At 67.4% G+C, this 24,177-nt stretch carries 22 protein-coding genes; 5 read left to right on the top strand and 17 right to left on the bottom strand.

Annotated features, from left to right (window positions below):
- The first annotated feature begins 41 nt into the window (after nt 1-41).
- Complete coding sequence (locus tag ACSQ3Q_RS09215) at nt 42-794, top strand: 3'-5' exonuclease (protein ID WP_436134092.1); 753 nt, start codon at nt 42-44, stop codon at nt 792-794.
- 84 nt (nt 795-878) lie between these two features.
- Here ACSQ3Q_RS09215 and ACSQ3Q_RS09210 read toward each other — a convergent pair whose 3' ends face one another.
- Entirely contained in the window at nt 879-2,966 is a 2,088-nt protein-coding gene (locus ACSQ3Q_RS09210; RefSeq protein ID WP_436134091.1) for an FAD-dependent oxidoreductase, read from the bottom strand.
- Between the two features lie 105 nt (nt 2,967-3,071).
- On the opposite strand from ACSQ3Q_RS09210, the gene ACSQ3Q_RS09205 reads away from it, so the two are divergent.
- A complete protein-coding gene (locus ACSQ3Q_RS09205; RefSeq protein ID WP_436134090.1) occupies nt 3,072-3,719 on the top strand; it encodes a TetR/AcrR family transcriptional regulator in 648 nt (215 codons plus the stop codon).
- Nucleotides 3,720-3,847: 128 nt separating this feature from the next.
- Here the strand turns inward: ACSQ3Q_RS09205 and ACSQ3Q_RS09200 are convergent, their stop codons facing one another.
- A complete protein-coding gene (locus tag ACSQ3Q_RS09200; protein ID WP_436134089.1) occupies nt 3,848-4,075 on the bottom strand; it encodes a SlyX family protein in 228 nt (75 codons plus the stop codon).
- A gap of 5 nt (nt 4,076-4,080) precedes the next feature.
- On the bottom strand, nt 4,081-5,271 hold the full coding sequence (locus ACSQ3Q_RS09195) for a PLP-dependent aminotransferase family protein (RefSeq protein ID WP_436134088.1): 1,191 nt from the start codon (nt 5,269-5,271) through the stop codon (nt 4,081-4,083).
- 122 nt (nt 5,272-5,393) lie between these two features.
- Between ACSQ3Q_RS09195 and ACSQ3Q_RS09190 the strand changes: the two genes are divergently transcribed.
- Both ACSQ3Q_RS09190 and nth read left to right on the top strand, forming a co-directional pair.
- Nucleotides 5,394-5,870 carry an AraC family transcriptional regulator gene (locus ACSQ3Q_RS09190; protein ID WP_436134087.1) on the top strand — a complete coding sequence of 159 codons (477 nt, stop codon included), beginning with the start codon at nt 5,394-5,396 and terminating at the stop codon, nt 5,868-5,870.
- A gap of 96 nt (nt 5,871-5,966) precedes the next feature.
- Nucleotides 5,967-6,605, top strand: a complete 639-nt coding sequence (nth, locus tag ACSQ3Q_RS09185) for an endonuclease III (protein WP_436134086.1) — start codon at nt 5,967-5,969, stop codon at nt 6,603-6,605.
- Between the two features lie 404 nt (nt 6,606-7,009).
- On the opposite strand, the gene ACSQ3Q_RS09180 is transcribed toward nth, so the two are convergent.
- The 6 genes from ACSQ3Q_RS09180 to ACSQ3Q_RS09155 form a co-directional block, all read right to left on the bottom strand.
- Nucleotides 7,010-7,756: an aspartate/glutamate racemase family protein gene (locus ACSQ3Q_RS09180; protein ID WP_436134085.1), complete on the bottom strand. Its 747-nt coding sequence runs from the start codon at nt 7,754-7,756 to the stop codon at nt 7,010-7,012.
- 14 nt (nt 7,757-7,770) lie between these two features.
- Nucleotides 7,771-8,544, bottom strand: a complete 774-nt coding sequence (locus ACSQ3Q_RS09175) for a GntR family transcriptional regulator (RefSeq protein WP_436134084.1) — start codon at nt 8,542-8,544, stop codon at nt 7,771-7,773.
- A gap of 11 nt (nt 8,545-8,555) precedes the next feature.
- Nucleotides 8,556-9,449: an ABC transporter permease gene (locus ACSQ3Q_RS09170; protein ID WP_436134083.1), complete on the bottom strand. Its 894-nt coding sequence runs from the start codon at nt 9,447-9,449 to the stop codon at nt 8,556-8,558.
- Complete coding sequence (locus tag ACSQ3Q_RS09165) at nt 9,449-10,363, bottom strand: ABC transporter permease (protein ID WP_436134082.1); 915 nt, start codon at nt 10,361-10,363, stop codon at nt 9,449-9,451. The genes ACSQ3Q_RS09170 and ACSQ3Q_RS09165 overlap by 1 nt, the downstream gene beginning before the upstream one ends.
- Before the next feature lie 176 nt (nt 10,364-10,539).
- Complete coding sequence (locus ACSQ3Q_RS09160) at nt 10,540-11,832, bottom strand: ABC transporter substrate-binding protein (RefSeq protein ID WP_436134081.1); 1,293 nt, start codon at nt 11,830-11,832, stop codon at nt 10,540-10,542.
- A gap of 78 nt (nt 11,833-11,910) precedes the next feature.
- A complete protein-coding gene (locus ACSQ3Q_RS09155; RefSeq protein ID WP_436134080.1) occupies nt 11,911-13,020 on the bottom strand; it encodes an ABC transporter ATP-binding protein in 1,110 nt (369 codons plus the stop codon).
- A gap of 384 nt (nt 13,021-13,404) precedes the next feature.
- Between ACSQ3Q_RS09155 and ACSQ3Q_RS09150 the strand changes: the two genes are divergently transcribed.
- Entirely contained in the window at nt 13,405-14,418 is a 1,014-nt protein-coding gene (locus ACSQ3Q_RS09150) for a GGDEF domain-containing protein (RefSeq protein ID WP_436134079.1), read from the top strand.
- A 25-nt stretch (nt 14,419-14,443) separates the two neighbouring features.
- Here the strand turns inward: ACSQ3Q_RS09150 and cobT are convergent, their stop codons facing one another.
- Genes cobT through ACSQ3Q_RS09110 form a run of 8 tightly spaced genes read right to left on the bottom strand, consistent with a single transcriptional unit; the run spans nt 14,444 to nt 24,122 of the window.
- Nucleotides 14,444-15,514 carry a nicotinate-nucleotide--dimethylbenzimidazole phosphoribosyltransferase gene (gene cobT, locus ACSQ3Q_RS09145; protein WP_436134078.1) on the bottom strand — a complete coding sequence of 357 codons (1,071 nt, stop codon included), beginning with the start codon at nt 15,512-15,514 and terminating at the stop codon, nt 14,444-14,446.
- Between the two features lie 44 nt (nt 15,515-15,558).
- Nucleotides 15,559-17,130: a cobyric acid synthase gene (locus ACSQ3Q_RS09140; RefSeq protein ID WP_436136972.1), complete on the bottom strand. Its 1,572-nt coding sequence runs from the start codon at nt 17,128-17,130 to the stop codon at nt 15,559-15,561.
- Between the two features lie 35 nt (nt 17,131-17,165).
- Complete coding sequence (locus tag ACSQ3Q_RS09135; protein ID WP_436134077.1) at nt 17,166-17,558, bottom strand: DUF3037 domain-containing protein; 393 nt, start codon at nt 17,556-17,558, stop codon at nt 17,166-17,168.
- Nucleotides 17,545-18,339, bottom strand: a complete 795-nt coding sequence (locus ACSQ3Q_RS09130) for a HipA family kinase (RefSeq protein ID WP_436134076.1) — start codon at nt 18,337-18,339, stop codon at nt 17,545-17,547. Before ACSQ3Q_RS09130 ends, ACSQ3Q_RS09135 begins: the two co-directional genes overlap by 14 nt.
- Nucleotides 18,340-18,353: 14 nt before the next feature.
- Nucleotides 18,354-19,442 carry an aminotransferase class I/II-fold pyridoxal phosphate-dependent enzyme gene (locus tag ACSQ3Q_RS09125; RefSeq protein WP_436134075.1) on the bottom strand — a complete coding sequence of 363 codons (1,089 nt, stop codon included), beginning with the start codon at nt 19,440-19,442 and terminating at the stop codon, nt 18,354-18,356.
- A 3-nt stretch (nt 19,443-19,445) separates the two neighbouring features.
- The gene (gene cbiB / locus ACSQ3Q_RS09120) at nt 19,446-20,441 is read right to left on the bottom strand and encodes an adenosylcobinamide-phosphate synthase CbiB (RefSeq protein ID WP_436134074.1); all 996 of its coding nucleotides are present in this window, start codon (nt 20,439-20,441) and stop codon (nt 19,446-19,448) included.
- Complete coding sequence (locus tag ACSQ3Q_RS09115; protein WP_436134073.1) at nt 20,429-21,976, bottom strand: PepSY domain-containing protein; 1,548 nt, start codon at nt 21,974-21,976, stop codon at nt 20,429-20,431. The genes cbiB and ACSQ3Q_RS09115 overlap by 13 nt, the downstream gene beginning before the upstream one ends.
- A 28-nt stretch (nt 21,977-22,004) precedes the next feature.
- A complete protein-coding gene (locus ACSQ3Q_RS09110; protein ID WP_436134072.1) occupies nt 22,005-24,122 on the bottom strand; it encodes a TonB-dependent receptor in 2,118 nt (705 codons plus the stop codon).
- Between the last annotated feature and the right edge of the window lie 55 nt (nt 24,123-24,177).

The raw sequence follows: 24,177 nt of genomic DNA, 5'->3' as shown, positions 1-24,177 counted from the left end.
GCGCCGCGCCCCACCGCCGGCCACACGGCACAATGCCCTGCATGACGGCACCTCCCCAGCACCCGCGCTCTGCAACGCCCCGGCCCGCTTCCCCCCTGCACCACCCAACCCACCCCAGTCGACATCCGGCCCCCCACGCGATTCCCGGCAAGGAGCAGATCGCTCTGCTGGAGCCCTTCGAGCGCCTGGGTCTGGACCGCATCACGCTGGTAAGCACGCCCGCGCAGGCCGACAAGGCATGCGATGCGCTTGCTGCCGCTGCTGCCTGGGGCTTTGACACCGAATCCAAACCCACCTTTGTGCGCGACGAGGTCTCAGAGGGACCGCACATCCTGCAGCTCGCGACGCTGGACCGCGCCTGGGTCTTTCAGCTGCACGACCCCGGCTGCCGCGCCCGCGCGGCCGAGCTGCTGGCCCTGCGCGGCGTGGTCAAGGCGGGTTTCGGCCTGGGGGACGACACCAAGCGCATTCAGAGCAAGCTCGGCGTGGTGCCCACCGATGTGCTGGAGCTCAACACCGTGTTCCGCCAGCAGGGTTACCGCAAGGACATGGGCGTGAAGGCGGCGGTGGCGGTGCTGTTCCACCGGCGCTTTCTCAAGTCGAAAAAAGCCGCCACATCCAACTGGGCCAACGAACGCCTGACCGAGTCCCAGTTGCTCTATGCCGCCAACGATGCCTGGGCGGCGCTGCGGGTGTTCCAGGCACTGCAGGCGCCCGCTGCGCCGCAGGGCCACATCATGGGCAGTGCGCAGAGCCACAACGGTGTGAACCACTCCAACGGCGCAACGCTATAAAAATGTGAGCTACTAGCGCTTATATATCAAGCGCTAGTGGCATTTTTTGCTCATATTTTCGCCCCTGGCATGCTCGCCAGCTGCCTACAGCCGCGCAGCCAGCCGCGCTGCCTGGTCGATGGCGCGCTTGGCGTCCAGCTCCCCCGCCTCCAGCGCGCCGCCGATCAGGTGCGGCTTCTTGCCCAGTGCCGTGAGCTCGTCGGCCAACGCGCGCAGCGGCACCTGCCCGGCGCACAGCACCACGGTGTCGCAGGCGATCCACGTCGGGTCTTCGCGCTTTTCGCCGTACGAGACCAGCAGCCCTTCGTCGGCGATGCGCTCGTAGTTCACGCCGCCCACCATCTCCACCTGCTTCATCTTGAGCGTGGTGCGGTGAATCCAGCCGGTGGTCTTGCCCAGGCCGCCGCCGAGCTTGCCCTTCTTGCGCTGCAGCAGCGTCACCTGCCGCGCGGGCGGTGTGGTGCGCGGCCCGCTGGGCGCCAGACCGCCACGCGCCGCGGCCGGGTCGGTGATGCCCCATTCGGCCTGCCAGGCGGGCAAGTCGAGCGTGGTCGATGGGTGATCGCCGTGCGTCAGGAACTCTGCCACGTCAAAACCGATGCCCCCCGCGCCGATGACGGCCACGCGCTTGCCCACGGGCTTGCCGTGCTTGAGCACGTCGATGTAGCTCAGCACCTTGGGGTGGTCCTGCCCAGGGATCTGCGGGTCGCGCGGCAACACGCCGGTGGCGACCACCACCTCGTCAAAGCCCACCAGGTCGCCGGCCTCAACCGCGTGGTTCAGATGCAGCAGCACGGCCGTGTCTTCCACCCGCGTGGTCAGATAACGCAGCATTTCGTGGAACTCCTCTTTGCCCGGCACCACCTTGGCCATGTTGAGCTGGCCGCCAATCACCGGTGCTGCGTCGAACAAATGCACCTCGTGCCCGCGCTCGGCCGCCACCGTGGCGGCGGTCAGGCCGGCGGGCCCTGCGCCCACCACGGCAATGCGTTTGCGCGCCGAGGGCGTGGCGATGGGCCGGTAGACCAGCTCGGTCTCGTGGCAGGCGCGCGGGTTGACGAGGCAGCTGCTGGTCTTGTTTTGGAACACGTGGTCCAGGCAGGCCTGGTTGCAGGCGATACAGGTGTTGATGCGGTCGGCCCGGCCCTGTGCAGCCTTTTTCACAAAGTCGGCATCGGCCAGCAGCGGCCGCGCCATCGACACCATGTCGGCGCAGCCATCGGCCAGCACCTGCTCGGCCACTTCGGGCGTGTTGATGCGGTTGGAGGTGACCAGCGGCGTGGCGATGCCCGCCGCCGCAAACTCGGCCTTCATCTTCTGCGTGACCCAGGCAAACGCTGCTCGCGGCACGCTGGTGGCAATCGTCGGCACCCGCGCCTCGTGCCAGCCGATGCCGGTGTTGACGATGTTCGCGCCGCCCGTGGCCACGGCCTTGCCCAGGGTCACGATCTCGTCCCAGGCGCTGCCGCCGGGCACCAGGTCGATCATCGACAGGCGGTAGATGATGATGAAGTCCGGCCCGACGGCCTCGCGCATGCGCGCCAGGATTTCCACCGGCAGGCGCATGCGGTGGCTGTAGTCGCCGCCCCAGGCGTCCTGGCGCAGGTTGGTGGTTTGCGACAGGAACTGGTTGATGAAGTAGCCCTCGGAGCCCATCACCTCCACGCCGTCGTACCCGGCCTCGCGCGCCTTCACGGCGCAGTTGACGAATGCGCGGATCTGGCGCTCTACCCCGCGGGCCGACAGCGCGAACGGCGTGAACGGCGAGATGGGCGACTGCAGCCGCGAGGGCGCCACCGCCAGCGGGTGGTAGGCGTAGCGGCCCGTGTGCAGGATCTGCAGCGCGATCTTGCCGCCGGCTTCGTGCACCGCGCGCGTCACCACCTGGTGGCGCCGGGCCGCGCCCGAGGTCGACAACGTGCCGGCAAACGGCTTGGCCCAGCCTGCGATGTTGGGCGCAAAGCCACCCGTCACGATCAGCCCCACATCGCCCTCCGCCCGCTCGCGGAAGTACGCCGCCATGCGCGACAGGTCGCGCCCGTCTTCAAGGCCCGTGTGCATGGAGCCCATGAGCACGCGGTTCTTGATCGTGGTGAAACCCAGGTCCAGGGGCGCGAGCAGGTGAGGGTACAAGGCGTGGCCGGATGGCCGCTCGCTGGCGATGGGTGTCATGGTGGGTGGGCGCGTGGGGCGCGGCAGATGGGATATGCAACCAGGACCATGGCGAACACGAGTCCTAGAACTATTTTCTAGAACTTTATTCTAGAATGCACCTCCATGGCAAGCCGCACTTCCACCAAGACTCCCAACACCAGCACGGCCCCTGCCCAGCCTGCGGACGCCGTGGACCGCCGCCAGGACATCCTGAACGCCGCGCTCGCCTGCGCGGCCGAAGGCGGCGTGGACGCCGCCACCATCGACGGCGTGCGCGCCCGCTGCGGGGCCAGCGTGGGCAGCATTTATCACCACTTCGGCAACCGCGACGGCATCGTGGCCGCGCTGTTCTTTGACATTTTTCACGACCAGTCGCGCAGCGTGCAGGCGCAACTGGATGCCTCGCGCGACGTGGAAGCCGGTGTGCGCGCCCTGGTCACCGGGTACCTCGACTGGGTGGTGGCGCAGCCCGAACGGGCGCGATTTCTGTTTCAGGCCCGCGGCGCCGTGGCCGCCGGCCCGCGGACGCCTGATCTCGCCGAGGCCGCGCGGCGCCGCAACCAGGCACTGGTGGCGTGGTTCGAGCCCCACCGCCAATCCGGCGCGCTGCGCGACCTGCCTTGCGAGCTGATGCCTTCCCTGGTGATGGGGCCGGTGCAGAGCTATTGCCGGGCGTGGTTATCCGACCGTTCAGGCCAGGGCGGCCTGCCCTCGCCCACCACCTACCGCGAAGAGCTCGCGGAGGCGGCGTGGCGCGCCGTGCGGGCTTGATGCCTGTCGGCTTCCAAAAAACAAAACCGTTCATGCTGAGCGTGTCGAAGCGCTGCGCAAGGCTTCGACAAGTTCAGCCCGAACGGTAGTGAAGGACCGAAGGGGATCTGGGCAGTCGTTTTTCTTTTTCAGTAATGCGGCGGCAACTCGTCGCGCAGGTCGCGCGGACCGTTGGATCCGCCTTCGGGCGCCTGCTGGCGCAGCTGGATCACCTCGCGGGTGAGCCGGTCGAGCAGCTCCTGCTGGCGGTAGATCGTCAGGTTGAGCTGGTCCAGCAGGTCCTCGGTAAAGCTGGCCTTGATCTCCAGGCTTTCCAGGCGCTGCAGGACGCTGGCGATGTCGTTGGCGTCAGGCATCGTTGTCAAATCGCCTGGCCCAGCCGCGCCACTCCTTCGCGGATCTTCTCGACATCGGCCGTGGCAAACGACAGGCGGAAGGTGGCGTGATCAGGGTTGGCGCAAAAGAATGGCGTGCCGGGCACAAAGGCCACACCCTTTTCAATCGCGCGCTTGGCCAACACGTTGCCGTCGGCCACCTTGCCGCCTGCGCCTGTCAGGCGCGCCCACACAAAAAGGCCGCCCTGGGGCTGCACAAAATCGACCGCGTTGCCCAGGTCGTTCCGCAGCGCGTCGCCCATGGCCTGGGCGCGTTCACCGTACACCTTGCGCACACGGGCCAGCGTGGCCGGCATGCGGCCAGCCTTGAGGTACTGCGCGGCGGTGGCCTGGGCAAAGGTGCTGGTGTGCGCATCGCTGAACTGCTTGCACATGGTGGCCTTGCCCAGCAGCTCGACCGGGGCAATCATCCAGCCCACGCGCAGGCCGGGCGACAGCACCTTGCTCAAACTGCCGCAGTGCACCAGCAGCTCGCGGCTGCCCGGCACGGTGGCCGACAGGTTGAGCAAGCTGGGCGGTGGTGCATCGCCAAAGTACAGGTCGCCGTAGGGGTCGTCCTCGACGATCAGGGTGTTGTGCCTGACGGCCATCTCCAGCACGGCCTTGCGGCGCTCGGCACTCAGCATGGCGCCGCTGGGGTTGCCGAAGGTGGGGATGAGGTAGACGAATTTCGGCTTGTGCTCGGCGATCAACTTTTCCAGCTCATCGGTCTTCACGCCGTGGCCGTCGATGGGCGCGCTGATCAGCTCGGCGCCATAGAGGCGAAAACACTGGATGGTGGCCAGGAAGGTCGGGCCTTCCACGATGACCTTGTCACCGGGGCTGATGAGCGTTTTGCCCAGCAGGTCCAGCGCCTGCTGGCTACCTGTGGTCACGATGAGGTTGTCGGCCGCCACATCTTGCGCACCCTTGCCGGCCATGAAGGCCGCCAGTTGCTCACGCAGCGGGTTGTAGCCCTCGGTCGCACCGTATTGCAGCGCCCCGCCGGGCTCTTCATCCAGCGCTGCGTTGCTGGCGGCACGGATGCCTTCCACGTCGAACATGGCGCTGTCCGGAAAACCGCCCGCAAAGCTGATGATGCCGGGCTTGCCCAGCAGCTTGAAAAGCTCACGGATGGCGGATGTTTCTACGTTGTTCAGGCGGTCGGCAAATTGCATGGCGGCGGTGTGGTTGGCAGACGAGGAATTTCGCATTGTCGCTAATTGGCGTGCAGGTTTCCTGCGGCTTAGACTCGTAGCCCTGCCCCGACCGTCCCCCAATCCTTCTCAGGCAAATCACCATGCCCCTAGAAATCCGCCAGTTGCCCGCCATGCGCCTCGCCTACATGCGCCAGACCGGCCCTTACGGCCCGGCCCTCACGCAGCTCTGGGAACGCTTTGGCCAGTGGTGCAGTGCCCGCGGCCTGAGCGAGCCGCGCCCCAAGTACTACGGCATCAGCCACGACAACCCCGCCTGCACGCCGCCCGAGCAATGCCGCTACGACGCCTGCGTACAGATCGGCGTCGGCCTGCGCACCGGCACCGAAGCACTGGTGCAGGATTTTGCGGGCGGCGACTATGCCTGCGTGCAATTCACAGGCACCGGGCCCGAGATGGGCGCGGCCTGGGCCGGGATGACCGCACCGGGGCAGATGCCCGCGGGTTGGGAATTGGCCGCGCGGCCTGCGATCGAGGTGTACGACGAGCACTTTGCGGTGAATCCGCTCACCGGCGCGTTCCCGTGCTGGCTGTGTCTGGCGGTGCAGCGCGCTCGCTAAGACCCGCGCAGTCGGCCCTGGCCCCAACCCACGCGAGCGCCACACTCGCGCTGTACTACTGCGCATAGTCAGAAAAAGAAGACCCATTCCTGCCCCATGAAGACGTCCGACATCGAGCCCTTCTTCGCCACCCTCAAGACGGCCAATCCCATGCCCAACACGGAGCTCGAATACACCACGCCGTTCGAGCTGCTGGCCGCCGTGCTGCTGTCGGCCCAGGCCACCGACGTGGGCGTGAACAAGGCTACGCGCAAGCTTTTTCCCGTGGCGGGCACGCCGCAGGCCATCCTTGAGCTGGGGCTTGAGGGGCTCGAGCGCTACATCAAGACCATCGGCCTGTACAAAAGCAAGGCCCGCCATCTGTTGCAGACCTGCCAGATCCTGGTGGAGCAGCACGGCAGTGTGGTGCCGCGCACCCGCGAGGCACTGGAAGCCCTGCCCGGTGTGGGCCGCAAGACGGCCAATGTGGTCCTTAACGTGGCCTTTGGTCAGCCCACCATGGCGGTCGACACGCACATCTTTCGCGTGAGTAACCGCACTGGCCTGGCCCCGGGCAAGAACCCGCTGGCGGTAGAGCTGCAGCTGATGAAACGTGTGCCGGATGAATATGCCGTGGACTCACACCACTGGCTCATCCTGCACGGCCGCTATGTGTGCCAGGCGCGCAAGCCACGGTGCTGGGAGTGTGCGGTGGTGCGGTACTGTGACTACGAGCCGAAGACGTTGGCGCCCTGAACAAACAACATTTTTGCTACATTTTTTATAGCTTCCAGCGCTTCATGGATAAGCGCCAGAAGCATATTTCATTCGAATGTAGGTCGCGCCTGCCGGATGCGATGCCCGCGCAGATTGCAGGCGCCGAGGTCAATCGGCCAAGGGCCGCAAAACGTTGCGGCGTTTGTCCAGGATGTCGCGTGCCTCGCGCAACTGCGCCTCCCGATCCGGCATCTGCGCACTGACAAGCAGTCCTCCGTCAGGCTGCTCGGTCAGATACCAGCGTGTCACCGACCCCAAGCTGTAGTTGGGCCAAGAAGTCCCCAGGCAACAGGGCAGTCAAAGAACCATCGGTCGAGACGAGGGGGAGCACGTAACGTTTCGCTGCAGCCATGGGGGGACGCTAGCGCCACGTGTTTCGGACGTCAACAAACTGACACGCGGCCAAGCGCCGCCATCTCCCCCGACACCCCCACCCACCCCACATCAAAGCCAGCTGCCTTACGTTCCGGTGGCACCGGGTGCGCACGCAGCGCCCAGCTCGCGCCCGCCACCACACTGTCGATCACCGGCACCGGCACCTGGGGTTGCACCGCAGCGGCCATGCCGGCCAGCCCGGCCCCGCCCAGGATGACTGCTTGCACGCCCATCTGCCGCACCACGTCACGGCACGCCTGGGCCAACAGAGCGCGGGCGGCTTCCGGGTCTGCGGCCAGTTGCGCCCCCGTGGGCGCCACGGTGTGGATACCTGCAAGCCCGTGTGAATGTCCCAGCGCCTGCGCCAGGCGCTGCAGCATGGGGCCCCAGCGCTCGCCACCGGTGACGATGGCAAAGCGCCCGTGGCGGGCGGCCTCGATGAACGACGCCTCCGCCAGACCCGTGACAGGCACCGGGCAGCTCTCGCGCAACGCCATCAAGCCGGGGTCCCCAAAACAACCGATCAGCACCGCGTCGGGCTGCGCGTGGGGTTGCGCCAACGCGTGGGCCCACGCATCCAGCGCAGCGTGCGCGGCCACTGCGTAGCTGGCTTCACAGGCGATGTAGGGCGCGCCAAACCGGGCGGTGGTGGTGTGCACTGCCACGTGCGACCCTGCTGCGGCTTGTACGTGCTGCTGCAGCAACGCGCTGACACTGACCGACGTATTGGGGTTAATGACAAGCAGCTGGCGCATCGCAAGGTGCCGTATCAGGTGCCCAGCAGCTGAGCGAGGTCGGGCACCCCGCTGGCCGAGGGGGTGAACTCCAGCTGCGTTTCGATGCGCGCCAGATGCGCCAGCATGAGGCGGGCCGCCTCGCGTGCGTCGCGCAGGCGAATCGCGTCGATCAACGCCCGATGCTCGCGGCAGCCGCAGGCCGTGGCTTCTTCGCGCTCGCGCGCGTGGCTCGGGCTGTAGGTCATGAGGATCAGCGAGGTGCGCGAGACCAGCTCACGCAGAATGCGGCCCAGCGTCTGGTGCCCCGCGGCCTGCGCAATGTGCAGGTGGAAGTCGCCCGACAGGCGGATGGCACGGCGCATGTCCCCGCTGGCACGTGCGGACTCTTCCTCGTCAATGCAGCTACGCAGCGCGGCAATGTCGGCATCGGTCGCGTTGGCGATGAACAGTTCCACCAGGCGCGGCTCGATCAGGCGCCGGGCCTCGAACACCTCCAGCGCTTCCTGCGGCGTGGGCTGCGCAATCGATGCGCCGCGGTTGGGCGTGAGCGTGACCACCTGCTCATTGGCCAGGCGCACCAGCACGGGCCGCACGCGCGTGCGCGACACGCCAAACGCGGCCGCGAGCCTGTCCTCCACCAGCTTGGTGCCGGGGGGCAGGCGGTGGTCGAGGATGGCCGACACCATGCGGTCGTACATCTCGTTGTCGCTCAGCTGACCGGGCGCTTCCGGTGCAGGCGACTGCAAGGGTGTCTCAGATTCAGTGGCCGCAGCGGGTGCGCGCCGGGGCTTCTTGGCAGTGGTCATAGCGTGCGGTTTTAACCCGAACGGCCTTTGCGCCCACGGCCCAAAGCCCACACCAACGCGAGCGTGATGCCCATGACCACGAACGACACCACCGTGGTCAACGTGCCCAGTGCGTAGATGGACGGCGTGGTCACCGTGCTGGTCAGGCCCTGCAGCTCCAGCGGCAGCGTGTTCACGTCGCCGATGGCCTGTGAGGTGCGGGCGATCTCGTCCCAGCTCAGGGTGAAGCCGAACATGCCGATGCCCACGACCGAGGGCGCGATCAACGGCAGCACGACATGGGCAAAGCCCTGCCACGGTGTCGCGCCCAGGTCGCGCGCCGCCTCTTCGTAGGCGGGATTGAAGCGGTTGAACACCGCAAACATGATGAGCAGGCCGAAGGGCAGCGTCCAGGTCAGGTGCGCGCCCAGGGCCGAGGTGAACAGGCCGAGCGACGTGCCGTAGCCCTCCAGCGTGCTCTCCATGCCCAGCCATTCGAGCACGGCCTTGATGCCGTTGTCGATGAGCCGGAACTCCAGCCCGATGCCCAGCGAGACGATGATCGACGGCATGATCAGGCTGGCCACGACGATGAAGAACAGCGTATTGCCGCCCGCCAGCCGCTTGCGAAAGGCCAGGCCCGCCAGCACCGACAGCACCACCGTGCACAGCATCACCGCCACACCCAGGCCCAGCGAGCGCCACAGCGCCGCGCCGATGTCCACCACGCCCAGGCCTTCGGCCAGCTTGTAGAACCAGTGCAGCGACACGCCGCGCATCGGGAAGGTGAGCCCACCCTCGGGGCCCTGGAAGCTCAGGATGAAGATGACGAACATGGGCCCGTACATGAACAGCACGAACAGGCTGAACACGATGGCCAGCAGCCAGAAGCTGGCGGGACGGGATTCGCGGATGCGGGTGGTCATCACAGCTCCTTTCGGATGTCGACAAGGCGCGTGAGGCCCCAGATGATCATCAGCACCACCGCCAGCAGGATCACCGCGTTGGCGGCCGCCAGCGGAAACTGCAGGTAAGACGTTTGCACCTGGATGATCTTGCCGATGGAGGCGATCTGCTGCCCGCCCATCACGCCGATGGTGACGAAGTCGCCCATGACGATGGTGATCACGAAGATGGAGCCGATGATGATGCCGGTGCGCGACAGCGGGATGATCACGTTCCACAGCGTCTGCGAGCCGCTGGCCCCGCTGTCGCTGGCGGCCTCGATGAGGCTGCGGTCGATGCGCATCATGCTGTTGAAGATGGGCACGATCATGAACATGGTGTACAGGTGGACGAAGGCCAGCACCACCGAGAAGTCCGAGAACAGCAGCCATTCGATGGGCTGATCGACCAGCCCAGCCCCCACCAGGGTCTGGTTCACCAGCCCGTTGCGCCCCAGCAGCGGCACCCACGAGATCATGCGGATCACGTTCGACGTCCAGAACGGAATGGTGCACAGCACGAACAGCAGCGTCTGCATGCCCGAGGAGCGCACGTGGAAGGCCAGGAAGTAGGCCACGGTGAAGCCGATCACCAGCGTGATCAGCCACACGAGAAAACTGAACTTGAGCGTGGAGTAATACGTCTTGAGCGTGACGCACAAGCCCTCCGACGCATCGCCACAGCCCGCGAAGATCGACACGTAGTTCTTGAACGTGAAGCCCGGCAGCAACTCGTATTCGTTGAAGTCCCAGAAGCTGACCATCACGATCAGCGCCAGTGGAACCAGGAAGAACAGCGCGAACACCAGCGTGAACGGCGCCGCCTGCCACCAGGCGGCAATGCCGCGGCCGGGAACGGCAGCTGCAGGCAAGGTCGGAGTGTGGGTGGTGCTCATGGTGTTTTCAAATCAGATATCCATCGCATCGGGCAACGGCCGTCGAAACTGGCGCTGCCGAAGACCAGTGCTCCCGCGCAAGGGCCGCCCCGCCGCGCTGGGAGCGTCCCCCTCCCGAACCGCCCAGCGGTTCGAGAGAGGGGTGAAGGCGCGCAGCGCCTCAGGGGGTGCACTCCCTACGCCGCGACGAACTCATTCCACTTCTGGACCATGTAGTTGTTCTCGTCCATCAGCGCGTTCCAGCAGGCAATCCCACCCATGCGCGCTTCGTAGCTGCCGCCGTCGCGCACCGCGCCAGACTTGGCCAGCACGTCGCCATTGGGGCTCTTGATGTCCTGCGTGGCGGGCTTGCCTTCCATCCAGTAGGCCCACTCGTAGGCTTCCATCTTGGACTTGGCGGTCTCCAGCACGGCGCTGTAGTAGCCCTGGCGATTCAGGTAGGCACCGGCCCAGCCGTCCAGGAACCAGTTGATGAACTCGTACGCGCCATCGAGCTTGCGACCCGAGAGCGTGGCCGGCAGACCGAAGCCGGCGGCCCAGGCGCGATAGCCTTCCTTGAGCGGCTGGAAGTTGCAGGCAATCCCCTTGGTACGCACGGCGGTGACGGCCGGGCTCCACATCGACTGGATCACCACTTCGCCCGACGCCATCAGGTTGACCGACTCGTTGAAGTCCTTCCACAGCGCTCGGAACTGGCCCTGTTTCTTGGCCTCGATCAGGGTCTTGATCGTGAGATCAATTTCCTTCTTGGTCATGTTGCCCTTGTCAGGGTACTTGTAGATGCCCATGGCCTCGACCACCATGGCGGCGTCCATGATGCCGATGCTCGGGATGTTCAGGATCGCGGTCTTGCCCTTGAACTCGGGGTTGAGCAGCTCGGCCCAGGAACTGATGGGGCGCTTGATCAAATCGGGGCGGATGCCCAGCGTGTCGGCGTTGTACACCGTGGGGATCAGCGACATGAACTGCGTGGGCGCGGTGGCAAATTTCTTGGACTTTTCGCCTTCCAGGTAGATCACCTTCTTGGGCGCCGTGCCCTGGTCTCCCACGGCCTTGCCGGCCACCTGGCCGGTGGTGAACAGCGTGGTGATCTTGTCGGCGTTCTTGATGCGCTTGGTGTCGATGCCCTTCAAGTTGCCCGTGGGCACGATCTTTTTGAGCGAGAAGTACTCGGTGTCGATCAGATCGAAACTGTTCGGCGCGGTCACGGCGCGCTTGGTCACGTCGTCCGTGGTCACGGCCACGTACTGGATCTCGATGCCGGTGTCGGCCTTGAACTTCTCGGCGATGGCCTTGTCCTGGTTTACCGCCGTGCCCAGGTAGCGCAGCACGATCTTTTCCTGCGAATGGACGGCCGGAAACACGCCAGCGGCCAGGATGCCTGCCGTGCCCTTGAGCAACGAGCGGCGCTGCATTCCGGTGGCGTCGGAAACGATGACAGGGGAATCAGCGCGAGAAGAGTCGGACATGGGAAAACTCCTTGGTTGCGGAAGGGACGGGGTGAAAAAGCGAGAAGTGAGAAAGATGCGGCCGTGGTGGCAGGCCGCCTAAGCGGCTACAGCCTGCCGGACCGGCCCGGAAGCCACGCCCAGGGCCGTGGGCGCGGCAGCCCCAGCAGGCATGAGCGGATGGGCCTGCTCGGGCGTCCAGTGCAGTTGCACCGTCTGCCCGACCTGGTAGGGCTGCGCGGCAAACGCGGCCTCGGACACCATCACCGAATACGCCGCCGTGGCGTTGGCCGACAGGGCCACGCCCTGCTTTTGCAGGCCCAGCAGCACATAGGTGCCCTGGTACTCCACATCGGTCACCACGGCCTGCATGCGCTGGGCGCCCCAGGGCAGCTCGGCGCTGGCGGGGGCGATCTGGAGGTGGTCGGTGCGCACGCCGACCTTGCCGCCTTCTGCATCGATCACGTTGTGGCCGCCCATGAAGCGCGCCACGAATTCGCTGGCGGGGCGGTTGTAGACCTCGTGCGGCGAGCCCACCTGCTCGATCACGCCATGGTTCATCACCACCATGGTGTCGGCCAGGGCCATGGCCTCTTCCTGCGAATGGGTCACGTGGATAAAAGTCAGGCCCAGTTCTTTTTGCCAGCGGCGCAGCTCGGCGCGCATCTGGATGCGCAGGAAAGGGTCGAGCGCCGACAGCGGCTCATCGAGCAGCAGCACGCGTGGCTGCGTGATCAGGGCGCGGGCCAATGCCACGCGCTGCTGCTGCCCGCCCGAGAGTTCTGCCGGCTTGCGCCCGGCCAGGTGGCCCATGGCCACGCGTTCGAGCAGGTCGTGGGCCTTGACCTGGCGCTCCGCCTTGGCCACGCCCTTCATCTTCAGGCTGAACGCCACGTTGTCCAGCGCAGACAGGTGCGGGAACAGCGCAAAACTCTGGAACATCATCGCCGTGCCACGCGCCGCCGCAGGCAGGTCGGTGATGTTGCGGTTTTCCAGCAGGATGTCTCCGCTGGTCACCGACTCGTGGCCCGCGATCATGCGCAGCGTGGTGCTCTTGCCGCAGCCCGAAGGCCCCAGCAGGCAGCAGTAGCTGCCGCTGACGATGCGCAGGTTGATGGCGTCCACCGCCGGCTTGCCCAGGGCATAGCGTTTGGTGAGCGCAACGATTTCGATGGCGGCGGGCGCCGGTGCAGGGGCGTGGTCTTGCATGGGGATGGCTTTGCAAACCCCATGCCAGTTTTGTACACAATTTTCACTATATTTTGCGTACAAATTGCACCAAGCCCGGGCACTGCGCGCACCAGATTCAGGAAATGGGGGGCATTGGCTCGAGCGGCTGGGCTTTTGTGGTGCGAAACGTTTGCGGTAATAGCGGCCTAGGTCCAACCGGCACCGGTGGCTATACTGAATCGCGACAGAAACAATTTCTTACTTACTTGGACGGTCGGGCCACCCCCACACGCCAGCACGCCGGATGACCACCCTCGACCCGCGCTCCATGATTGCCATGGCCGGCTTCATGTCCGCCGTCATGGCCATCGTGTTGCTGTTCATGCGGCGCCACTACCCCCCGTCGATCCGCGGCGTGGGTGCGTGGGCGCTGGCCCGGTGCTCTGGCTGGCCTCCACCGTGCTGTTTGGCACGCGCGGCTTCATCCCTGATTGGCTTAGCCTCGTGCTGGCCAACGAACTCCTGGTGCTGGGCACCGTGACCTACTACATGGGCACGCGCAGTTTCATGGGAGCGCCCGGCACTTGGCGCGTGTGGAGCTGGGTCATGGCGGGCAGCACGCTCGTGTTCATCGTCCTCACTTACTGGATTCCCCACTACGCCCTGCGTGTGGGCTTCTTCTCGGTATTGATGGGCGCGGTGTACGCAGTGCAGTTGCGCTTCATGCTGCGCCACGGCGAGCAGACCTTTCCGGTGCGCCTGGTCGAAGTGGTGCTGGGGCTGCACATGGGCGTGCTGGCCATGCGCCTCGTCTCGATCGCCACCGGACACGCGGGGGACAATCTGATGGAGCCCTCGATGTTCCAGACCTTCTACATCGGTGCCTATGTGCTGACGGTGCTGATGCTGTCCATCGGCGCGGTGCTGATGGCCACCGACCGGCTGCGCACCGAACTGGAACACCTGGCCACACACGACTCGCTGACCAACACGCTCAACCGCCGTGCGCTGCTGCAGCGCTGCGACGAAGAGCTGGAGCGCGCCCAGCGCTACGGCCACGGCCCGTCGATCATGATGCTGGACCTGGACAACTTCAAAGCTGTGAACGACACGCATGGCCACCAGCATGGGGATGCCGTGCTGGTCCACTTTGCCGACTGCACGCGGCAGGTGCTGCGCCGGGCCGACCGCCTGGGCCGCTACGGTGGCGAAGAGTTTGTGGTGCTGCTTCCCGGTGCCGATGCGGACGCTGCCAGCAACGTGGCCCAGCGCATCCACGCAGCCTTGGCCACCGGCCACCCGCTGGACTGCCAGGTCAGCATCGGCATGACCAGCTGGCGCGGCCCCGCCGAGACGCTGGACGCCATGCTCTCCCGCGCCGATGCGGCGCTGTACCGCGCCAAACACGACGGGCGCAACCGCACCAGCGTGGCCTGACGCGGCGCAGCAGAACCCGGCACGGTCAGGCGGTCTGGGTGGCGACGCCCGCGGATTCGAAACTGGCCATCTCACCCAACACGGCACAGGCGGACTGCAGCAGCGGCCAGGCCAGCGCGGCGCCGGAGCCTTCGCCCAAACGCAGGCCCAGGTCCAGCAAGGGCTCTGCTTGCATCTGCGCCAGCATGAGGCTGTGGCCACGCTCGCCCGAGCGGTGGGCAAACACGCAGCGCTGCAGCACATGCGGCTGCAGGCGGCTGGCCACCAGCACCGCCGCGCTGGTGATGAAACCATCGACCACGATGACCCGGCGCTCGGCCGCGGCCTGCAAGACCGCGCCCACCAGCGTGGCCACCTCGTAGCCACCCAGCGCGGCCAGTGCATCCAGCGGCGCCGTCGCTTCGGCATTCACATCCAGCGCCTGCTGCAGCACGGCCCGCTTGCGCTCGATCCCTGCAGCATCCAGGCCCGTGCCCGCACCCGTCACCTCGGCCAAGGGCAGGCCCGCCAGGCGCGCCAGCAACAACGACGCGACGGAAGTGTTGGCAATGCCCATCTCGCCCAGCAGCAGCACATTGCCCGGCAGGCCACGCACCACTTCCATGCCGTTGCCGAGGGCCTCGCCACATTGCGCGGCCGTCATCGCAGGGCCTGCCGATGCGTCGGCCGTGCCGGGTGCCACCTTGCGAAGCAGCAACTGGGGCGCGCCCGGGGCCGTGGCACGCGGCGCGATGGGCTTGGCCACGCCGCAGTCCACCACCGTAAGGGCGAGGCCATGCTGGCGCGCCAGCACGCTGACTGCAGCGCCGCCGGCCAGAAAGTTCTCGACCATCTGCCAGGTCACTTCGCTGGAGAAGGCAGACACACCGCGTGCCGCCAGCCCATGGTCGCCGGCACAGACCAGCATCTGCGGCTGCACAAGCTGCGGCGACTCGCTGCCCAGCACCTGGCCGATGCGCAGCGCCAGCGATTCAAGCCGGCCGAGCGAGCCGAGCGGCTTGGTCTTGAAGTTGAGGATGTGCTGCAGCCGCGCGGTGAACGTGGCGTCGGTGATGTCGGCGATAGCGGGGACGATGAATGGGGTCAGGGTGGTCATGGATTGCGAAATTCGATCAGATAAGAAAAAGGAGATCCGGTGCACTAGGCGATGAGCCCCCGCAACACGCCGGGCTCGAAATGGGCATCGACCGTGCGGGCCAGGCCCTCCATCACCGTGTCGAGCGTGGGCACGGGCGCCGCGCCCTCGCGGCCGAACAAGGCTTGCAGCGCGGCGGGGTCTTCGAGCAGGCCATGAAGGTACAGGCCCAGCACATTGCCCGCGCCGTTCTGCCAGGCCAGGCCCGGCAGCACTTCGCGCGCCACATCGCCCCCGGCCGCCATCGCCGGGTGTTGCGCGGTCTGGCCGTGGTGGATCTCGTAGCCGCTGGCCTCGACGCCCGACAGCGGCGCCCAGGCGCCCTGCAACGTGCCGAAGCGCGCGGTGGTGCGCTGCACGGTCTTGGCGGGCTCAAACGTGGTGACCAGCGGCAGCAGGCCCAGGCCGGGCGCATTGCCATCAATACCCGCGGTGTCTATCAGCGCTTCGCCCAACATCTGCAGGCCGCCGCAGACACCCAGCACCGCGCCGCCCTGCCCCGCGTGGGCGGCAATCGCCCGGTCAAGGCCCTGCGCGCGCAGCCAGGCCAGGTCGGCCACTGTGGCCTTGGAACCCGGCAGCACCACCCAATCGGTGTGCGCCAGGCCTGCCAGATCCGCCGGGCTGCGCGCCCAGAGCAGGCGCACGCCCGGCACGTTCTTCAGCGGCTGGAACTCGTCCAGGTTGCTGATGCGCGGGTAGGCGATCACGGCCACCATGGTGTGCACCGCGCCAGCCGTGGTCGTGCGGGCAGCGAGCGGCGACGGGCCGCCCCTAGCCGCGGGGGCCCCCTCGGGGGGCAGCGAGCACACGTCAGTGCCGAGCGTGGGGGTCATATCAAACACGCCGTCTTCCTCGGGCAGGCCGTGGCGCCACTGCATGGGGATGGTGGCCACGGTGGGCACGCCGGTCAGGTCGTGCAGCATCTGCGGCGCGGGGGCCAGCAGGGCCGCATCGCCTCGAAACTTATTCAGCACAAAGCCATGGATCAGCGCCCGCTCGTCCTCGGGCAACAGCGCCCAGGTGCCGTACAGGTGGGCAAACGCGCCGCCGCGGTCGATGTCCGTCACCAGCAGGCAGCGGGCGTCGGCGTGGCGGGCCACGCGCATGTTCACGATGTCACTCGCGTGCAGGTTGATCTCGGCCGGCGAGCCTGCGCCCTCGATCACCACCACGTCGTTTTCGGCGCGCAGCGCATCCAGTGCCGCAGCAATCTGCGGCCACACGCGCTCGCTGCGGCCGCGCCAGGGCAGCGCGGTGAGCTCGGCGCTGACCTGGCCCATCAGCACCACCTGGCTGTGCGTGTCAGCCTCGGGCTTGAGCAGCAGCGGGTTCATGCGCACCTCGGGCGTGGCGCGTGCGGCCAGTGCCTGGAAGTACTGCGCACTGCCGATCTCGCCCCAGGCACTTGAAGCACCCGCTGCTGCACCCTGGCCGGGGCCAGGCACCACCCGGGCGTTGTTGCTCATGTTCTGCGCCTTGAAGGGCGCGACCTTCAGGCCCTGGTTGCTGTACCAGCGGCACAGCGCGGTGGTCAGCCAACTTTTGCCGGCGCCGCTGGTGGTGCCCAGCACCATCACGCAGCGGGCTAATTTGGAAGCAGTGTTGTCAGTCAAGGCAGCGGGCGGACCATGCGGTCCATGATGTGTTCAAGCGCCGCCGCCGCATCGGTGCAGCGGCCGGTGTGCACGGGCGAGGTCTGGATGATGGCGCTGCGCCGGGCGGTGAGCCAGTGAAAGCGTTGGCGGTACGGCAGGCGCGCAATCGGCCCGCAGCCCTCGTCGCCCGCACAGATGGCCACGATGGCGGACAGGTGGCGGCGCACGGTGTCGATGTCCACCTGCGGGTCCATGGCCAGCAGCCGGGCCTCGTCCAGCGCCATGGTGGCCTGCAAAAACCCGCTGCGCTGGCACGAGAGGATCACGCCCGCGTTGATGAACTCCTCGCGCTCCACACGCGGCACCACGCGCACGATGGCGTAGTCATACACCTCAGCCGCGTGCATCGATCGCTCCCTTCACGGCATTCACCCAGGTTTCGCGACCGGCCAGGCGCGCACAGAAATAGTCCACGTAGGCCTGGCGGTGGCTTGCGGGCAGCGCAAGCGGGCCTTCGGTGTGGTCGGCAGCTGCCAGGGCAAGAAACTCATCAGGCACGTCGGCCAGGATGGCGCTGATGACCTCGGGCGTGAGGCGCGCGGCCAACTCGGCGTCCACCTGCGAGAGCACCGTGGCTTGGCCCAGCAATACATGGTCGGCAATCGGCGCAAAGGGCTTGGCGGGCACCGCCACGGCGCCGTTCCACGCATGGTGAAAGGTGAGCGCGGCGCCGTGGTCGATGAGCCAGGGCTTGCGGTGCCACATCAGCAGGTTGGTGTTGCGGGCCGTGCGGTCCACATTGCCCACCAGCGCGTCGAACCACACCAGGCGCGACGCAAAATCGTCCGACACCACATCCACCGCGGGGTCGAAGTTGAGCGAACCCGAGAGGTAGTCCATGCCCACGTTGAGGCCGCCGCTGGCGCGGATCAGATCCTGAATTTCGGGGTCGGGCTCGGTCTGGGCCAGGGCCGTATCGAGCTCTGCGAGCACGATCTCTGGCACGGGCAGCCCGACGGCGCGGGCGACACCGCCAGCAATGATTTCGGCCAGGAGCGACCGCACGCCCTGCCCCGCCCCGCGGAACTTGAGCACGTAGGTGCCCAGGTCATCGCCCTCGACGATGGCGGGCATGGAGCCACCTTCACGCAAGGGCGTGACGTAGCGGTTGACGGTAATGGTTCGCACGGCAGCGGCTCTCTTCAGGGGTTGGGTGAATCCGGCATGGTAGCCACGGCAGACCGCGCCTGCGCCCACGCGTGGGCCAGTGCCAGTTGGGATGGGGGCGCCAGGACGCCCAGGCGCACATGGCCCGGCAGGCCAAACGATGCGCAGTCCCGCAGCTTGATGCCCTGGCTGCGCAAGGCCCCCAGCAGGAGTCTCCCCTGCGCCGCCTCCGTCACCGGCATTTGCGCCACGAAGTAGTTGGCCAGACTGCCAGGCACGGGGGTCCAGCCCAGCGATTGGCACAGCGCCAGCTGCGACGACTTCCAGCCCCGCAGCGTGGCCAGGCTGTGCCGCACCCAGGCCTGCACCGACGGCCGCGCCCAGGCCGCGAGCAGCGCCACGCCATGCGCCCCCACCGGCCACGACGGAGCGAGGCTATTCAGCGCACGCAACTCATCGGGGGTGGCATGGGCCGGGGCGATGGCGTACGCCGCACGCACCCCGGTCAGACCCAGTGCCTTGTTGGGCGTCCACAGCTGCCAGGCTGTCGCAGGGACATCGGTCGCCACGCCGTCCAGGCGCAGCGGCACGTAGGCGCAGTCAAGCACCTGCATGTCACCCGCCTCAAGGCCCCGGGCGCGCCATGTGTCCAAGGCCGGGTCTTGAATGCCCAGCGGGCTGGATGGCTCGCAGGCCCAGTGCAGGCCGGCCTGCGCCGGCTCCCCGTCGCCGGGCAGCGCGCGCAGCACGGCGAGCCCCCAGGTCTGCGCCGCCTGGGGATAGTCGCCATAGCTGTGTGCGGGCACCACGGCGCGGGTGGCGCCGCGGCGGGCGGCCCAGGCGGTGGCGCGGTGGATGAACTCGCTGGCGCTGGCCGCCAGCACGATGCGGCCGGGCGCTACACCGTGCAGCACGCCCAGGCTTTCACGCAGCGCGGTGTAGGCCGGGTCGGGGTAGCGCGTAGCGTCGGCCGCCTGCACGCTGTGCAGCGCCTCCGGACACGGGCCACAGGCGTTGCTGTTGGTCGAAAAATCATGCAACGGCACGCCCAACGCGTCGGGCCCGCCATGGGGTGGCAGCGCCAGATGGCCCAAGTGTTCGGTCGAGGTGGTCACCGGTGTCATGCCCTATGCCCCCCTACAAACCAGCAGCACCAGCCCCTGCACCGCAGCCACCAGCGGCAACAGCATCAGCACCACGTTGTCGCAGTAACGTGCGGCGCGGCGCGTGTCCAGCGGCCCGGGTGATCGCGCCGCGGCGTTCAGGGCATACACACCCGGCTTGGCCAGGCGCACGTTCAAGGCCAGGGCCATGGCTGCCATCGGCCAGCCACTGTTGGGTGATGGCGTCTTGCCGGCCTGGCGCATCAACGTGGCCAGCGGCAGCCCCCGGGCGCCTGCGGCCAGCAGCAACGCCGTAATACGGGCAGGCACCCATGACAGCACATCGTCCGCCCGTGCCGCCCACTTGCCAGCCCACTGCCAGTAGCGCCCACCGCGCATGCCCGGGTAGCCCCACATGGCGTCGGCCGTGTTGGCCAAGCGGTACAGCGCGGCGCCCGGCAAACCCAGCAGCGCAAACCAGAAGAGCGGCGCCACCACAGAATCGTTGAGGTTTTCGGCCAGCGATTCGATGGCGGACTCGCGCACTTCCTGCGCGCTCAGGGCGCTGACATCGCGACTGACGAGGCGCGACAAGCGGCTGCGCCCCTCGGCCAGCGATTGGCCCAGCGCCACCTCCACCGCCAGCACCTCGTCGCGCAGCATGCGCCAGGCCAACAGGGGCTTGAGCAGCAGCGCCAGCAATGCTGTTGCCAGAAAAGCGTGGAGCGTCAGCGCCAGGTACTGCGCAACCCCCGCCACTATCAAAACAATAGCTGCAAGCGCACACCAGACAAGCGCTGAGCGCCAAAAAGTCTTGAAATCCTCGGCCACAGGCGCCGTGGGCGCCAGCCGGTCGCCCCACCACTGCAGCGCCTTGCCCATCCACACCACGGGGTGCCAGGCTGCCGGTGGTTCGCCCAGCCACCAGTCCACCGCCAGCGCCAGCAACGGGCACCACAGGAGCACCTGGAACAGCGCCGCACCTGTGCCGGGGAGAAGCACGGACCTCAGGCTGTCCATGCGCCCTCCGCCGTCCGCACGGTGGCCGTTGACGACCGTGCAGCCCGCCGCCGACGCAGCACCAGCACACGCCAGGCCACCACACAGGAAGTAATGCACAGCGCCACCCCCAGCAGCGAGAGTCCCACGATCAGCGCGGTACGCAATGCCGGGCGGGCCAGCAGCGGCGCGAAGTCCAGGCTGTGCAGTCCGTTGTAGAGCAGCCGCTGCCAGGGCGTGGTGGCGTCGGCACGCATCACCATGCGGGCGGAAGCAGCGTCGGCGTACACCGTCACTTCGTCCTCGGCCCAGTGGGCGCGCCAGACGGGCAGCGGCCGGTGGAAGGAAGTGGATGCGTCATGGTGGCGCGCATAGTACAGGCCGTCGTACTGGGTGAGCCGTTCGATGGCCGGCGGCATCGCGCCCGGGCGCAGGCCCTGCAGCGCAGCCAGCACCTTCGCATCGGGCACGGCCTGCGCCACGGTGGCCTCAGGTCCGTCGGCACGCACCAAGCGTTGCACCACGCCCTCCCCCTGCCCACGCACCCGGTACCAGGCCTGGCCGGCCACGCGCAAGGTGTCCACCTCCAGCGGCACGATGCCATCGGCCGCCGCCAGCGCCACGGCCTCAGCCGGGCCGCGCACCATGCGCGGAGCTTCCCCCGCCCATTGCGTGCGCGCCTGGGGGTCGACCGCGCGGCCGGTGAACACGCCAAAGGGGTTCATCGACATCAGCCCCGAGAACATCCAGGTGAGCGTGAACACCGCCGCCACCAGGCCCAGGATGTGGTGCCAGCGCATCCAGAACTTCTGATAGGGAATCCAGCGCCGCCGGTTCAGGAACAGTTGCCAGATACCCAGCGCAATGCCCGTGGCGGCCAACAGCACACCGGGGATCGAGAGCCACACCACCACGTGGTGCCAGGCCTTGGGGAACTGCCGCAGCACCGTCGGGTAGATCCAGTGCGGCACGGCGCCCAGCCAGTTCCAGAAGCGTTCGGCACGTCGCGTGTCGCGCACCACTTCAGTGGCACCGGGCGACACGTACAGCTCCAACCCGTCGTCGCCGTCGAGCAACACCTTGACCAAGGGACGGTGCACATCCAGGCCCTGGGGCACCGTCCACTGATCCCGCTCCACCCATTCGGAGCCCATGGCACGGCGCCCGCTGAAGGCCTCGGCCACGGTGGCGGCCTGCGCATCGCTGAGTGGTGGCACCACGGCCCCGGTGCGGGCATCCACCGTGTGCCAGCGCGGGGCCGCGCCCGCCTCTGACGCCGCCAGCATGCGCCACACAGGCGCATCGGCCAGCATGCCCAGCCGCGCCTCGCCGCCACCAGTCGGGCGCAAGCCCGCGCGCTGAGCGGCATCGGGCGCGGCCAGACAGCAATCGGCAGGCAGCTGCAGCGGCGGCAAGGCCGCCAGCCGCTCGGCCTGCGTCAGGCTGGGGAACGGCACGAAGTACAGCACCACCCCGCTCACAAACCACATGAGGAAGAACAGCGCCAGCACAACACCCAGCCACTTGTGCACAAAGATGACGAGCTTCTTCACCATGCGCCGTTCCTCGCTCGATTCACCAAGATCAGAACGTGGCGCGCGCGGTCAGCTGCACGGTGCGCGGCGCGCCCAGCAGCCAGCGCGCGTTGGCCGTGCCGGCCAGTGCGTAGTCCCGGTCGGCCAGGTTCTTCACGGCCAGGCCGAGCTTGAGGTTGCGCGAATAGTCGTAGGCCAGCGAAGCATCCAGCACCACATACGACGGCAGCTGAGCGGTGTTGGCGGTGTTGCCCTGGCGCTCATCCACATAGCGCGCGCCAAAACCAGCCTGCCATTGGGGCAGGAAACGGTAGGCCGTCCAGACACTGGCCGCGCGCTGCGGCACGCCCGTGGGCGTGTTGCCGTCGCGCGAGACCACGCTGCCCGAGACCAGTTCCTTGAAATCGTCGTAGCGCGCCCGCAGGAAGGCAACGTTGGCGTCGATGGTCCAGCCGCGCACGGGCTCGGCCGCAAAGGCCAACTCGATGCCGGTAGACGATTGCTGGCCGATCTGCTGCGTGATGGTGGGGTTGCTGGCATCGCGCGAGAGCAGGTTGCGCTTTTCGATCTGGTAGAGCGCCACCGTCCACTCGCCGCGCACGGCCGGCATGGCACCCTTGGCGCCGATTTCCACCTGGCGGCCTTTGGTCAAGTCCAGGGTGTTGCCGCCGCCGGGCAGAGACAGTGCGCCGCTGAGCGGATCGGTGCCAGTGCCGAACTGGCCATAGAGCGACAGCGCATCGCTGGGCGACCACACGGCGCCCAGGCGGCCTGTGACGGGTGAATACTTCTTGACCAGGTTCACGCCGATGCGCAGGTCGGTGTTGTCCAGCTCCATGCGGTCACTGCGCAGGCCCGCCACCAGCTTCCACTCCGGCGTGAGGTCGAGGGCGTTTTCCGCGAACAGGGCCGTGGCCTGCAGCTTGGAGCGCCGGCCGGGGATGGTGGGCACCGGGCTGACAAAGCCCCCGGACGTGAAGTTGAACGGGTCCACCGTGCTCGCGCCGCCATAGGGCGAGTTGTTGGTGTGCACCAGCTCTGTGCGGTACCAGTCCAGGCCCACGATGAAGCGGTTCTTCATGCCACCCAGGTGGCCGTCGAACGTGGCGTCGAAGCGGTTGCCAGTCTGCTCCTGGTCGTGCAGGATCTCCAGGTAGTCGCTGCGGTTCACGGCCGTGCCGGCGGCGTTGAAGCTGTAGGCTTCGGCGTTGCGCCAGTGGCGGTCGGTGGTCAGGTGGTAGGTCTCGTTGCGCAGGTGCACGCCCGCGGCGGCCTGCCAGTCGACCTTGGCGCGCAGGATGCGATCGTCGTACTTGACCACCGAGTCGGCCACGTTGAAATTGGTGCGGCGCAGGCGGTCGTCCAGCACCCCATTGCGCAACGGCGTGCCGAAGTAGCGCGCGTCGTCATTCACGCCACCGTCGAGCGACAGGGTGATGTTCAGGTCGCGGCTGGCGCGCACGGCCAGGGCCAGGGCGTAGTTGTGGCGCTGCGTGTCCATCAGCGCGCGGTAGCCGTCGCTTTTTTCCGCATCGAGATAGACCGAGTAGGCCAGCACGTCATTGATGGGGCCGCGCAGGCCCACGCCGCCCTGCACCGTGCCGAAGGAGCCCACGCTCAAGAACGCTTCGCGCTGCGGGGCACCGAAGATCGGGCGTTTGGTCACGTAGTTCACGGCCGCGCCGATGGCGCCGTCACCATAGAGCACCGAGGCCGGGCCGCGCAGCACCTCGACCGACTCCATGGGCCAGGTCGAGAACGGGTAGGTGATGGTGCCCGAAGCGACGATGAGGCGCGTGCCATCGACCATCTGCGCCACCGAGTTGTGGCCCGCAAAGCCGCGTGCCACCAGGCTGGTGCCACCGTTGCCGGGGGCCGGCGCCTCGGTGACGCCAGGCATGCGCACGGCCACGTCCTGCGCGCGGGTCAGGCTGCGCTCTGCGATGTCGCCCGCACCCAGGCTGCTGACGCTGGCCGGTGTCTCCCGCGCAGTGAGGCCCAGGCGCGAGCCCGTGGCGCTGGGCGCATCAAGCGAGAGCGTGCTGCCGGGCGCGGACAACGTGTCCGTGACCTGGACGGCCGGCAACTCGGCGGTGGCCTGGGCCATGGCGGTCTGCGTGGTGCAGGCGAGCACGGCCAGCGACAGGGGGGTGAGGTGTTTGCGCATGAAAAGGACGAACAAAAAACCGAAAACGAAACGGCGGCCCACCAGGGCTGCCGAG

The organism is Acidovorax sp. LjRoot129, from assembly GCF_964253765.1.
In the GTDB taxonomy this organism is placed as follows: domain Bacteria; phylum Pseudomonadota; class Gammaproteobacteria; order Burkholderiales; family Burkholderiaceae_C; genus Acidovorax.
This window is presented reverse-complemented; position numbering and strand designations above follow the sequence as displayed.